At 46.4% G+C, this 12,832-nt stretch carries 14 protein-coding genes; 5 read left to right on the top strand and 9 right to left on the bottom strand.

What is annotated here, in order from left to right:
* The first annotated feature begins 42 nt into the window (after positions 1 to 42).
* Together F0265_RS02125 and F0265_RS02130 are read left to right on the top strand one after the other, a co-directional pair.
* Positions 43 to 1,401, top strand: coding sequence for a DUF1800 domain-containing protein (locus F0265_RS02125; RefSeq protein WP_171747567.1), 1,359 nt, complete (start codon positions 43 to 45; stop codon positions 1,399 to 1,401).
* Positions 1,402 to 1,412: 11 nt separating this feature from the next.
* Complete coding sequence (locus F0265_RS02130; RefSeq protein WP_171747568.1) at positions 1,413 to 2,561, top strand: DUF1501 domain-containing protein; 1,149 nt, start codon at positions 1,413 to 1,415, stop codon at positions 2,559 to 2,561.
* 3 nt (positions 2,562 to 2,564) lie between these two features.
* On the opposite strand, the gene F0265_RS02135 is transcribed toward F0265_RS02130, so the two are convergent.
* Positions 2,565 to 3,200 carry an START domain-containing protein gene (locus tag F0265_RS02135; protein ID WP_171747569.1) on the bottom strand — a complete coding sequence of 212 codons (636 nt, stop codon included), beginning with the start codon at positions 3,198 to 3,200 and terminating at the stop codon, positions 2,565 to 2,567.
* 133 nt (positions 3,201 to 3,333) lie between these two features.
* On the opposite strand from F0265_RS02135, the gene F0265_RS02140 reads away from it, so the two are divergent.
* Entirely contained in the window at positions 3,334 to 3,759 is a 426-nt protein-coding gene (locus F0265_RS02140) for a VOC family protein (protein WP_171747570.1), read from the top strand.
* Between the two features lie 52 nt (positions 3,760 to 3,811).
* Here the strand turns inward: F0265_RS02140 and F0265_RS02145 are convergent, their stop codons facing one another.
* Positions 3,812 to 5,014, bottom strand: coding sequence for a hypothetical protein (locus F0265_RS02145; RefSeq protein WP_171747571.1), 1,203 nt, complete (start codon positions 5,012 to 5,014; stop codon positions 3,812 to 3,814).
* A 283-nt stretch (positions 5,015 to 5,297) separates the two neighbouring features.
* Here F0265_RS02145 and F0265_RS02150 point away from each other — a divergent pair, with 283 nt between their 5' ends.
* On the top strand, positions 5,298 to 6,206 hold the full coding sequence (locus tag F0265_RS02150) for a LysR family transcriptional regulator (protein ID WP_253809275.1): 909 nt from the start codon (positions 5,298 to 5,300) through the stop codon (positions 6,204 to 6,206).
* A 21-nt stretch (positions 6,207 to 6,227) separates the two neighbouring features.
* On the opposite strand, the gene F0265_RS02155 is transcribed toward F0265_RS02150, so the two are convergent.
* The 5 genes from F0265_RS02155 to F0265_RS02175 all read right to left on the bottom strand — a co-directional run bounded on the left by F0265_RS02155 (position 6,228) and on the right by F0265_RS02175 (position 9,865).
* On the bottom strand, positions 6,228 to 6,719 hold the full coding sequence (locus F0265_RS02155) for a GNAT family N-acetyltransferase (protein ID WP_171747572.1): 492 nt from the start codon (positions 6,717 to 6,719) through the stop codon (positions 6,228 to 6,230).
* Position 6,720: 1 nt separating this feature from the next.
* Positions 6,721 to 7,182, bottom strand: coding sequence for a GNAT family N-acetyltransferase (locus F0265_RS02160; RefSeq protein WP_171747573.1), 462 nt, complete (start codon positions 7,180 to 7,182; stop codon positions 6,721 to 6,723).
* A gap of 150 nt (positions 7,183 to 7,332) precedes the next feature.
* Positions 7,333 to 8,202 (bottom strand): alpha/beta hydrolase, encoded by an 870-nt coding sequence (locus F0265_RS02165; RefSeq protein ID WP_253809277.1) that lies wholly within the window; start codon positions 8,200 to 8,202, stop codon positions 7,333 to 7,335.
* A 108-nt stretch (positions 8,203 to 8,310) separates the two neighbouring features.
* The gene (locus tag F0265_RS02170) at positions 8,311 to 9,273 is read right to left on the bottom strand and encodes an NAD(P)H-dependent oxidoreductase (RefSeq protein ID WP_171747575.1); all 963 of its coding nucleotides are present in this window, start codon (positions 9,271 to 9,273) and stop codon (positions 8,311 to 8,313) included.
* Between the two features lie 13 nt (positions 9,274 to 9,286).
* Positions 9,287 to 9,865: a nuclear transport factor 2 family protein gene (locus F0265_RS02175; RefSeq protein WP_253809278.1), complete on the bottom strand. Its 579-nt coding sequence runs from the start codon at positions 9,863 to 9,865 to the stop codon at positions 9,287 to 9,289.
* A gap of 111 nt (positions 9,866 to 9,976) precedes the next feature.
* On the opposite strand from F0265_RS02175, the gene F0265_RS02180 reads away from it, so the two are divergent.
* A complete protein-coding gene (locus F0265_RS02180; RefSeq protein ID WP_095559916.1) occupies positions 9,977 to 10,882 on the top strand; it encodes a LysR family transcriptional regulator in 906 nt (301 codons plus the stop codon).
* Here the strand turns inward: F0265_RS02180 and F0265_RS02185 are convergent.
* Both F0265_RS02185 and F0265_RS02190 read right to left on the bottom strand, forming a co-directional pair.
* Positions 10,879 to 11,874, bottom strand: coding sequence for an AraC family transcriptional regulator (locus F0265_RS02185; protein WP_171747576.1), 996 nt, complete (start codon positions 11,872 to 11,874; stop codon positions 10,879 to 10,881). The two genes, F0265_RS02180 and F0265_RS02185, sit on opposite strands and share 4 nt — an antisense overlap.
* Positions 11,875 to 11,878: 4 nt before the next feature.
* The gene (locus F0265_RS02190) at positions 11,879 to 12,655 is read right to left on the bottom strand and encodes an SDR family oxidoreductase (RefSeq protein ID WP_171747577.1); all 777 of its coding nucleotides are present in this window, start codon (positions 12,653 to 12,655) and stop codon (positions 11,879 to 11,881) included.
* Positions 12,656 to 12,832: the final 177 nt, after the last annotated feature.

Here is a 12,832-nt window from a genome sequence, read left to right on the forward strand (position 1 = left end):
ACACTGATTACACTTACTGTATGTCGTATCAGGAAGTACGTTATGAATTATTACCCAGACGCGCAGATCCTTGCGGAACAGAGGTTTGGCTTTGGCCCCCGACTCGGACAACAGACGTTGCCACTGTCGAATCAGCTCGATGAAGCGGGTTACATTCACCCTGCTATTCAGGCACTGCCAACTACCGAAGAGATTTTGGCGCAATTTGGTCACAACCAAGCCCAACGTGCCAAATTCAAAAATGATGATGTGAAAAAGCGTGAGTTACAAAAACAGATTCAGGCATTTTTTCGCCAGCACTACCGACAGCAGGTTGAAGCGAGGCATCAGCAGAGCCTGCATACCCCTTACGGCTTTCAAGAACGCTTAATCCAATTCTGGAGCAATCACTTCGCCATCTCAGTGGATAATCGACGCTTAATGCCACTCGCTTCTCGAATCGAAAATGATGTCGTCCGCCAGTACTGGAACGGCAACTTCAGCGACATGCTGCTGGGGGTGACGAGACACCCTGCCATGTTGATGTATTTGGATAATCAGGTTTCAGCAGGGCCCAATTCCAAACTAGGAAAAAGAAGAGGCAAAGGGCTCAATGAGAACTTAGCGCGAGAGATTCTTGAGCTTCATACCTTAGGTGTCGATAGCAGCTACACCCAGCAGGATGTGATTGAGCTGGCAAAGGCCATTTCGGGCTGGAGCATTAAGCTAAAAGCCCCCAATGTTGGATTCCGCTTTGTGCCCAATATGCATGAACCGGGGGCCGTGACTGTTATGGGGAAAACTTATGCGCAGAAAGGGACAGAGCAAGGTGAGGCTTGCCTAAAAACGTTAGCGTTGCACCCTGATACGGCGAAACACCTTACCCGAAAACTGTGCCAGCATTTCTTTGGTGAAACGCCCCCCGCGCTGCAAGAGAGAATGGTGGATGCCTACTTGAAATCAAAGGGTGACTTACAACCCGTGTATCGGGTTTTGATTGACAGTGAGCAGGCGAAATCAGCCAAACCGATGCGATACAGGATGCCCAAAGAGTGGATGTTTGCGGTATTGCGGAGCGCACAAATTGATATCAATGATAAGCAGGCGTTTAATGCGCTGAATGCTTTAGGCCAAGCTCCATTCAAACCAGGCTCTCCGGCGGGGTGGCCGGACAGAGATAAAGATTACAACAGCCCATCTGCTCTCACGCAGCGATTACAAATCGCCAATATGTTGGCAGCGAAAACGGTAAAAAATGCCAAAACCAAAGGCATCAAGCCGCAAAAAGTGGTCGATGAAGTGATCACACGGCTTTATCACTCTGACTTGGATGAGCACACGCGTTTAGTGCTCAATAAAACCAAGAACCCCATGATGCAGCTGTCGCTACTTTGGCTCAGCCCGCAGTTTCAATATCGCTAAGGAGAAGTTTGATGTCGAATTTACAGCTAAATCGTCGCCGCTTTCTCCGGAGTGCCGCTGCGCTGAGTATTAGCTCATTGTTACCAATGCCTGTGTTTGCCAAGACGAGCTCAGATAACCTGTTTGTCTGGATATCTTTACGTGGAGCAATGGATGGGTTGAATGTCGTCGTGCCTCATGGTGATAAATCGTACGCCTCGCTCAGACCTTCGATTGGGCTCAAGCCGGAACAGTCACTCAATCTGACTTCTTACTTTGGCCTCCACCCTTCGTTGAAGCAATGTCATCTGTGGTTTAAGAATCGGGAAATCAGTTTTGTCCACGCCTGCGCCACACCTTATCGTGAGCGTTCTCATTTTGATGGTCAGAAGATACTGGAAAACGGCACTCTAGACCCGTTTTATGGGGAAGGTTGGCTAAACCGGTTGCTGAGCTTGGAAAGCCAGAATCACGGTATTGCGATTGATTCGGGTTTACCACTTATCATGCAAGGTGATGCGAGTGTTGATAGCTGGTATCCGAACCGACTTAAAACCCGAGAACGGCAAACCGAGCTGCTGGAACAGCTATTTCAAAGTGATGCTACCTTGTCTGCCAACTTTGAAAGTATGATGAAAATTGACAAGCTAGTCGGTGATGAAGGCGTCGGTAAGCAGTTCAAGTCCTTGACGCAGAAGACCGGAGAAATTCTGGCGGACCCAACTGGGCCTAATATTGCAGCGTTGGAAATTGGCGGCTGGGATACTCATGCTAACCAAGGTAGCGTGAATGGAAGGCTGAGTAATCAGCTGAAACTATTGGACGGCGGTTTAGCGGCACTTAAGCAAGCTTTGGGTAAGCAGTGGCAACGAACAGTTGTCATTGCGGCCAGTGAGTTTGGCCGAACCGCACGTGAAAATGGCACCAAAGGGACGGATCACGGAACGGCCAATGTCATGCTGGTAGCAGGGGGAGCCATTAATGGTGGCCAGGTGCTTGGTGATTGGCCGGGGCTCGGAGAAGCCGAGCTGTATCAAGGTCGAGATCTCAAGCCAACCACTGACATGCGTTCTGTGATTAAAGGCGTGCTGGGCCAACATCTATCGGTCAATGCCGATAAACTTGAGACCATCTTTCCGCAAAGCGAGCAGGCACCACCGTGGAAGTTTGATTTCGTCTAAGTGTTACTCTTTGATTTTTGGATGAGTCGCAGTCTGGTAGTGAGAGAGCTGCTGTCGTAAGCCTTCGAAAGTATTACGAGCGCTCTCTTTTGCCAGCTCATTGGCCAACCAATCAGGTAGCGCACCTCCGGGATCGGCAAATGCGATGTACTCGATGTGAGTCGTTCCATTAGTCAGCTTTTGTAGCGTCCAAGTGGCTTTAACCCGGGTGATCCGAATGTAATCCTCTTGCTCAGGTAAGGTGTTGCTTGGCGCATCCTTGATACGTAATGTAAAACTAGCATCGTCGATTACGAACTGGGAATACGTCACCATGTCGCGATCTTTTGCAGGCCAAGGTGCCGCGAACTGGGTATAGACGATGTTTTCAGTCTCGCTGATTTGCCGTAGTACTCGGCTATGACTGACGTTATCAATCCAGTTCGGCACATTGTCACTGTCTTCCAATAGGGTTAGAAAGGCGCCATAGGAGGTGGGAGCAAACATTTCTGCACGTACTTCAACTAACCCATCCGTATGCTCCCTGATGTAAATAGAAATGCCTTTGTCACTGCTATCAAACTGCCATGGCTGAATAGGCTCAGATTGGGCGGATACTGATAATCCAACGCTGGCGATAGTGGTTAGGTAGAGTTTCATCGTCGTTTAAAAATCGGCACGGAATAGATTAAAAATAACGCTGGGTTACAGAAAACACAAAAATGGGATTCATTCGAGCGTATTTGTTTTCGCCACGCTACTATGGAACAAACAAATAAAAGGAGTCTCTGCGATGGAACCTAGAATCAGCATCATTACGCTTGGCGTTAGTAACCTCAAAACTTCATTCGACTTTTACACTAATCTCGGTCTCGAATCGGCTAAAACGCCAGAAGAGGGCATCGTATTTTTTAAAACGCGCGGAACCTATTTGGCGCTTTACCCCCTTGAAGCGTTAGCCGAAGATGTCTCGCCAGATTTTGCCGCTAAGCGGGAAGGATTTAGCGGAATAACATTAGCTCACAACACGCGAAGTAAAGACGAAGTGGATGAAGTCCTGCGTGTGGCCGTTGAGGCGGGAGGAAAGCTTGAGAAACCCGCACAAGACGTCTTTTGGGGTGGATACAGTGGTTACTTTTCAGACCCAGATGGGTATTTGTGGGAAGTGGCTTATGGCGACTGCTGGGAGTTCAATGAAGATGGCAGTTTGGTGATTTGATTGAACGACAAGCCAATAGTGAGAGCTATGGGCTGAGTTGTTTTATAAGCGACTAAAGGGCTAGCGCACCGGGCAGCTCGCCCTTGGCGTACAAGCCAAGGCTGACTTTGTTGAGTGCTTCTGCTTGCTTGGGCATCACAGTCAGAGTCGGGCTGATCCCCATGGGAATATTCTTCACCATTTGCTTGACCTGCACTAATGCTTCCTTTACCTCAGGGACTTTAGTTTCAATAAATGAGAACCACCCATCGTTCATGTGCTCTCGGATTTTAATCACCACGTCGGGGTTGCTGATGGTATAGGGCTTGGTTTGATCTTTCGATTCACGCAAAATATCGTAAATCACATGCTCTTTCTCTTTAGCAATCAGCATGTCCTTGGTGTTAAGTTGCAGCTCGCCGATGACGCCATTGCTCATTTTTAGGAAAAATTTAATATCCTTGTAGCCAGACTTCTGTGCAGAGGAGTTGAATTTGAGCAGACCGTCTTCCTGTGTACCACTTGAATATCGGTCTTTGAGCGCTTTCTGGTAGCCCTTGACGGCCAAGAACTCCTGAGATTGAGCAATTTTTGCTTTCGCCAATAACATTTGTTTCTGGTTATCAAACTCGATTGTCATACGCGCGCAGTCTTTTAGGTCTCCCACTTCATCGCTACGTTCACGTTGGGTAATTTTGTTGAGGGCGCCGTTAAAGCTCTTGATGCCGTTGAAAGCCCCCGGAGGTGCGCAAACCTTGCCTCCCACGGTTGAGACCACGTCATCACACAAGACACGCAGAGCAACCTGAGCTTCAATAATGCGTTTGTAAAGCAGAAACAACTGTTTGCGCTTGAAACGTAAACTACTTAACTGATTCCGAGTGCGATCGCTGTAGCGTATACCTGTCCCCACTTTTGTGGTTTTCGATGTAGTTGGCTTAGGCTTTTCACTACCCCATCTCAAGTCCTTATGGTGAATTTCTTCGACGACATCTTTATCAAGATATTTTTCCAGCTCAGTATCATTCTCCAAAATCGCCAGCATAAGTTTCGACATTTGACCTTCAGGCGTTTGTTGGAAAGTAGAGTTTTTCAGTTTTGCTTTCAGTTCAGCCAATTCACGTTTGTATTGAGATTGATTGACCAATAGAAACCCCTGACTGAGGTTTTGTTGCTTGTTGATTTGCGCTAGGAATTTCTTGCTTTTGGCTCTGGTTTTTGCAATCTCTCGGCGCTGAATTTCATCCAGTAGCGCTTTAGAAAAATCTTGGAACATCTCTCCCCCTTGAATATCGACCAGTTGTGTCGGGTTGGAAACGGTTAGTTTCTCAGGTAACGAATACGCCAGTGAACGAGCGTTTTTATTGATGCTTTTTGATATTAGGAATAATTGTGGAGAGTGAGTAGAGAGAAAAATGCACGTCTGTGGTGCATTTTTGCACCGCCTAAGAAAAGATTATTTGGACTTAGATCAATATCACACTTACACGTTCTAGCTGTATTTATTAACAAAGCATTATAGTTAATAGATTGATGAGTTACTTTTAGTTAGGAATGTGATGGTGCAAAATTCATCCATGGACTGGAGCGATGTGGCGATTTTTCTCCAGACATTGCGTGCTGGCAGTGCGCGCTCGGCAGCAGTAAACCTTAATGTCAGCCATTCAACCATTACCCGCAGAATCGCTAGCTTAGAGAAAAGTCTGGGAGTGTCCCTATTTCGTAAGGATACCTCAGGCTACACGCTTTCTCCCGAAGGTGAGAGTTTGCAACGTTATGCTGAGCAAGCCGAAATGTCACTTCGACAAGCAGAGATTGAGCTTAAAGGGAAAGACGCCAAATACAGCGGTGAGATTCGTATCACCACTGCAGACGCGATTGCCAACCATCTTTTGATGCCGACGATTGCAATGTTCAGTCAGCAGTATCCTGATATCAACGCTGAAGTGGTTTTGTCGAGTCAGGTGCTGGACTTAGGTGATCATGAAGTCGATATCGCGCTGCGGATTATGCCAATGAATCAAATGCCTCCTGAGCACTTAGTGGGGCGGATCATTGGTAAAATTGCCATCTGTTATTACGCTACACCACACTACCTTGAGCAACACGATCCTTGGATGTCAGACTCCAGCGCTCAACTGATAGGTTGGGGAGAGCTAGGCAAAGAAAGCCCTATTTTTAATGACTCCCCCCTGCGTCATTTATCTATTTCGTGCCGAATGAATCACAGTGCGATGCAGTTAGAAGCCGCTAAGCAGAGTATGGGGATTACGCTCTTGCCATGTTTTATTGCCGACAAAGAATCGACATTGGTTCGTGTTCCCAAATGTGAACCGGAAATCAAACACGATATCTGGATGTTATCTAAATCAGAGCAGAGAGAAGTGGCGCGTTTGCGTGCGTTCAAAGAACGGCTCATCGACGACTTCAACAGTAAGCAAATGAAAGAGCGGCTACTAGGTAATTGATTGGTAACTGACGGATTGGAACTAGAGTATTTTTTCAAAGTACTCTACGGGCATACCTTGATAGTAGTCACTGTCGATAGGTGTAAACCCCAGCTTGAGTAGTATCTTTTGCGAAGGGACATTATCGGGCTCAGTCAGTCCTAACACGCGCTCTATACCTTGCTGTTTGGCGATGTTCAACACTGCGCGGCTAGCTTCGATTGCATAGCCATTTCCCCGAGCTTCTGGTGTTAAGCGATAGCCAAGTTCAAGCATCGTCTGCTGTTGGTAAGTATACTTTTCCAGCCCGCAGTAACCGATTAAGTGCCCGGTTGCCCGTTCGATGATCGCAAGCTTTCCAAAAGTGGTCGATTTGGACGTGAGCTGCTCGAATCGTTGTTGTGCCTGACAAGTGTTCATTGCACCCGTTGGGGAATAGGCCATAAACGCATCGTTTTGTAGCAAATCGATGGTGATGTCTCGGTCTTCTGCAACAAACGGCCTCAGGAGGAGTCTCGGTGTCTCTATCTGCATATCAGTAATCCATTTTTCGCTGTTCAAGATCTTGTGCCATTGAGACAAAACATTCATCTTCTTCAGTGACTTGATAGCCTAATCGAGTGTAAAACTGGATAGCTTTTGTGTTGCGAGTGAAGCTGGATAGCGTGATTTTGTTGCGGCCTTCACTTTTAGCGAGAGTGGTGATCTGCTGCATGACCACTTGGCCAAAGCCCTGGTTTTGATATTGAGGAAAGAGGATCAACAAATGAATGTGGTAAGCGGTGTTATAAGGTTTGAAACACACCAGTCCAACCTTGTTCTGTTTGCTAACGATCCAGTGAAACCATTCTGGTTGATAGTCGGTGGACATTCGCTCTTTCTGAAACTGATCATCCCAACCGAACACAGAATCAACATGCTCATAAAGCGCCTGTTTAACAACAGGAAAAACCTCAGGAAACTCTTGCTCGGAGATAGGCAGTAGCTGAATAGACACTAATTTTAACGCCTTGATTTAATTAGAGTTAATAGTAAGCAATGTTGGCTTAGAAAAGGCAACTCGGATGTGTCGTAATTGTGATACTAGATGAGAAGAAAGCCCCGCCGGATAAGTTCAGGGCTTGATGCAGTGGAAGTCGTGCTGAATTTACTTAATGTGGCTGCGGAAATGCTGTGCAACTGCTTGAGTCGCTTTCTCTACATGCTCGGGCACATCATAAAAATCGAATTGCGAAACGCCCTCCAACCAAATAGCACTTACGTTATCTTTGGCATTTTCCAGATACTGATGTGTGCCATCAGGTAAAGCCATGTCCTCAGAAGCAACCAATAAAATAGGTTTGTCCTGATCTGCTGCACCGGAAACCGCATCATAAGTTAACCAGCCTTTCCAAGAAGCGACATTGAACAGATTGTCGTATTGAGCCACTTGTCCACGATTGGCTTCTGTGTAGTATGGCGCTTGGTACATTAACGCATTCTGATTTGTCGTACTTGCTGCTTCAATGTAGACAGCTTGCTCACCGTGTGCAGCGTCTTCACTTAACTGAATGAGGTTTTGAACACTGGCTTCGCCGCCATAGATAGCGTTCGCTAAGTCGGCGTTGTGTAACCAAGGAGCGACAGCCGCCGCAGCTCGGATGTGCGGGTTTGATTCTACTGCATCCAGCATGTAGCCAGAGGAGGCGCAAATACCCAGTCCAAAAATGTTTGAGCCATCGATATCTTCGCGTTTAGCGAGTGAATCAATAACCGCTCGTATGTCCTCTATTTTTCTTGCTGGCTCTTCCAGATATTTAACCTCATCCAGAGACTGACCCCAGCCTCTGAAGTCAAAAGTAATAGCGGCAAAACCTTGTTTAGTTAGAGCTTCGGCGTAAACCGCGGGCATCTGTTCTTTCACTGTTGTCCAAGCACCAGTGACAATAACGACGGGTGGAGTCTGTTTGGTTTCTTGAGGAAGATACAGATTGGCGGCCAGTGTTCCGATTTGAGCATTTAGAATGATAGATTTCATGAGCATGCTCTTTATTTGGCTGACTAAATAGTATTTACAGATGTTTGATACATCTACGGTAGAAAAGATAACCAGAGCCCCGGCTCGAAAGCAGGGACTTCTTGGTGATTAACTCACGACAGGTGCCACAAGATAATTGTGGATAAGAACATCACCTTGTGTGTCGAAGCTTACTTGCCAAGTTTCGTCGACCAAAATGTTCACCGACTGACCGACAAAGGTAGAATCAGGATAAGTATCTGCCAGTAAGCGGACTCGTAGTTTTACGTCAAACTTATCGCCATTGGATATGACTTCGACTTGCTCTACCAAGTGTTGGCAGTTGGGTTTAAATGTTTCTAGTGCAATTCGATACCAATCACGAAATCCCTCATGACCAAGGAATTGTCCTTCAGGCATTGAAAGGGTGAGGTCTCGCGCAAGATGGCGCGTAAAGAAATCGCTGTCCTCTGGTAATACGTCAAATCTTGCAAACCATTCGGTGATGAATTTATTAATTCGTGTTGTTGGTGAAGTCAGTAGTTCCGAAATTTGCGAACACAGACGCTCTGCATGATTTTTTGCGCGCGCTTGAACATCCTCCAACTCGTTATATACGTTTGGAATGTAAACCATGCGATGGGTGTAGATAGGTTGACGGTAGTTCATTCCAGCAAGATAAGCGGTTTGCTGCAAAGGATGAAGCATCTGCTCAACCGTGAAATGGTTGTAGCCCAGCGGATCATAGCTTTCAGCAGGACCGCCAACAGTAAAGGATAAAATGAAATCTTTACGTTTCAGCTTGTCACCCTCAGGCCCATAAGCGAAGTTGAAACTGAAGACATCGTCGATCCACTTCTTCATTAACGCGGGAACCGCATACCAATAGAATGGGAACTGAAGCACAATAACATCCGCTGCTAACATCGCTTGTTGTTCAGCAACTACATCAATTCGATAGTCTGGGTAAAGACCGTCGAGGCGACGTACTTCCACATCACTCAAATTGCTTTGAATCTGCTCCAAAATAACGGTGTTGGTATAAGAAGCGTTAAGATCAGGATGACCTGAAATGACTAATACTTGGCTCATGATGGTTCTCCCGTTACTGAGCAAAAAATGCGTTAAAGAAAGCGTCAGAGGTGTATAAATCACCTGAAAAATTTTGAACGCGTTTGATCTTCCCGTCTTCAATTTGGTAGAGAAGAATCCAGTTCAGGTCGATATTTTCGTCGGCAGCCGTACTGAACCCACGGTGAGCATCAATGACATAGGTATCATTTGCCGCAAGAATCATGACTTCCGCTTTAAATCCTGCCTGCCCAAGTTTGCCAAAGAACTCGGTAAATTCGGTGATGCCGCGTTTTGTGCCTGCTGAGGAATGGCGACCGGGGATGTGCCACTCCACCTCTTCAGAGACATATTGCTTTATTCCCTCAAGGTCACCTTTGGCGTAAGCGGCGAAAAAACCTTGCACGACTTTGAGTGCTTCGCTGTTTTCAGAGCCAGCTGCTACTGGGTTGTCGGGTTTTGGCCAAAGTTTGGCATTATTAATCGCTTTGGCGTCTTGAATTGCTGACATGTTTTCGACTCCTGACTGCGCTAACACGGAATTCGAAAAGGCGATAGTACTTGCTAAAAGAGCGACAGATTTGATGGTTCTGAACATGATTTCCTCACTCATTACGTGATTGCTGTTGGTATGGAAATCAGTCTAAGAGAATTGATTCGTAATGATTAGATGGTATTTATCTAAATAATTGTTAGCCTTGAGCTAATAATTGGAGGGTTTGAGATGAATGGCACTATCTTCAATCAGTTAACGGTTTTTCATGCCATTGTGCGTGAAGGAAGTATTACAAAAGCGGCGCAGAAGCTTGAAATGGCTTCACCTTCTGTGAGTAATGCATTGAAAGCCTTGGAGGAACAACTGGGGTTGCCTTTGTTTACTCGCACAACTCGACGTATTGAATTAACGGAAGCAGGGCGCTTGTTGCATCTGAGGACATCAGATTCGATGTCAGATCTGAGTTTGGCTTTTGAGAGTATTAGTGATCTTAGCAAAGTGCCGTCCGGCAAAGTCAGGCTGACAACCCCAAGGTTTGTGTATCAATATCTACTTCAGCCTATATACGCGGAGTTCTGCCAACGTTACCCCAATATTCAGTTGGAAATATCTATCTCTGATGCGGCAATTGATATTCTCAATGAAGGTTTTGATCTGGGTATTCGCTTTGGTGATCGCGTCGAGGAAGGCATGATCGCGAGGCAGCTGACGCCAGCGATGAGGGAAGCCTTGTTTGCCTCTCCGGAGTATATTGAGCAGTACGGAATGCCTGACTCACCCGAAGCTCTCAAGCAACATAAACTCGTCCAGTATCGATTCATTTCTTCTAATCAGCTTGCACCCTTAGAGCTTAGTAATCAGGGGGAACGATTAACGGTTGAAATGCCTCATGCCCTAGTTGTTAATGATACCGGGTTAATGCTGGATGCCGCGCTAAAAGGTTTAGGTATTGGCAGAATTGTCGATCCTATGGTGGAAGATCTATTTGCCTCTAAACAACTAGTACCAGTACTTGAGGAGTATTGGGCACCTTACTCTGGGCTCTACGTTTATTTTCATAAGAACACCCAAAAAGCTAAGCGTGTCCGAGTCCTGATTGACTTCCTGCTGGAGAAAAGCGCGTTATCAAATTAATGACACTGCTCGCGAAAGTAGCCCGGTGACACCCCTTTCCACGAACTGTAGGCGCGAATAAAGGAGTTGGACTCTTGAAAACCGAGCAGAAAAGAAATTTCCCCTAGAGACATCTGAGATTTTTCTAAGTAATGATCGGCCAGTTCAGCGCGCACATTTTGTAGCAGTACCTGAAAGCTTTCTTTTTCACTACTGAGTTTGCGCTGAAGTGTGCGCTTACTCATTGCCAGTTTCTCGGCAACACCTTCGATAGAGCTGTCACCACTTGGCAAGGCTTCTAAGAGTACGGCCTTCACCCGTTCAGCGGTTGAGGCGGACTGATCTAAGTCAGCTAATTTCTGGTTGAGTTTGGTTTCAAAAAACTCCCACATGGCTGAATTTGAAGTCAGAAAGGGACGTGCGGCGTCCTGCGCTGAAAAACGAATACTCACGCTTTTTCCTTTGCTTAACGTACAGCCGAAATAGTCTTCGTATAGAGATAATTTCTCAGGCAGTTCAGGCAGAGACAAGCGAATGGGTTTGACGTTCTCACGGGTGGTGGTGCGTATGAGTTGCGTAAAGAATACTAACTCCATCAGTCCTAATGCTCGGGGCAGTGGACCACGGTGGCCGTAACAGCTGGTGGTCAATTCGGTAAAGCTCTTTGCCTGATTGACTGTCAAAACCATCGGTCCTATCAGTGGCTTGTACTGGCTCAGACGCCTGAGCGCCACATTCATATTCGGGCTACATATCGCGGCGAAGACAGGAGCATCAAATGACTCCACTGAAAAGTTTTCCGCGAGCAACAAAGGAACTTCACGCTCTCCGGCGGCTTGCTCCATTCCGTGACAGAGCTGGAAATATTCGTGAGGCACCAAACTGGCGTGCTCACGGTTAAATAGGTCTGCGGGTAGCTCTGCGAATTTGAGAACATCAGCAGGGTCAATTTGCATATCACTGAGCAGTAACTTCCAGTTGGGCGCAATGATAAATTTGTTGGCTCTTTTCATGGTGTCAGTTTTTTTCCATAAATTGACGTGACATTTTTAGCACAGTCTTACGTGGTAGTAGGGGGACCACCCAGTTAAGCATAAGCTTCAATCCTATTTCATTAAAAGCGACCAACTCACCTTTTTCCATTGCCTGATAGCCACATTCAGCGACAGATCGTGGGGATTTGGCATTCTTCCACACATCGAGACCATCTAAATCTCCTGCTTTAACAAAGCCTGTATCAACCGCACCAGGGCATAAGGCGGTGGCAGTCACATTGTATTCAGAGACTTCTTCGGCTATCGCTTGGGTAAATGAAGTAACATAGGCTTTAGTTGCGTAATAGACTGCTTGTAATGGGCCCGGCATAAAGGAAGCGGTGGAAGAAACATTGAGAATTTTTCCGCGCTTACGTGCGACCATATCTTGCAGAAAATGATGGGTAAGGTTTGTGAGTGTAATCATGTTCACTTGCATCATCGCTTGATCGGCACTCAACTCACGCTCATGGAAAAGACCATGGCCACCAAAGCCGGCATTGTTGATCAGGATGTCGATCTCAAGTCCTAACTCTCTAACTTTCTCGGCAATACGATCAGCGGAAAGAGGATCGGAAAGGTCTTCAGCAATGACATACACTTGCGTCTGATGTTTCGCTTCGAGCTCTTGTTTAAGCTCGTTAAGTTTGTCTTCAGAGCGGGCGACTAAAATCATATCTCGACCTTTTTCAGCGTGTATACGCGCTAGCTCTAGGCCTATACCGCCAGAAGCACCTGTGATTAATGCTGTTTCTATCATCTCTTTTTCCTCACTTTGACTGCCATTCTGCTAGGTTGCATCATGTCGTTGAGGAAATATTAAGCAATCTGATCGCGCCACGCACTGGCAGATAATGACAGCTTACTCGCGAATTGTGCCATCGAGTCTTGATCTGTATCGCGAAAAAACTCAGTGGTTTCTTCCCCTTAGCGGATT

It is taken from the genome of Vibrio sp. RE88, from assembly GCF_013113835.1.
In the GTDB taxonomy this organism is placed as follows: Bacteria; Pseudomonadota; Gammaproteobacteria; order Enterobacterales; family Vibrionaceae; genus Vibrio.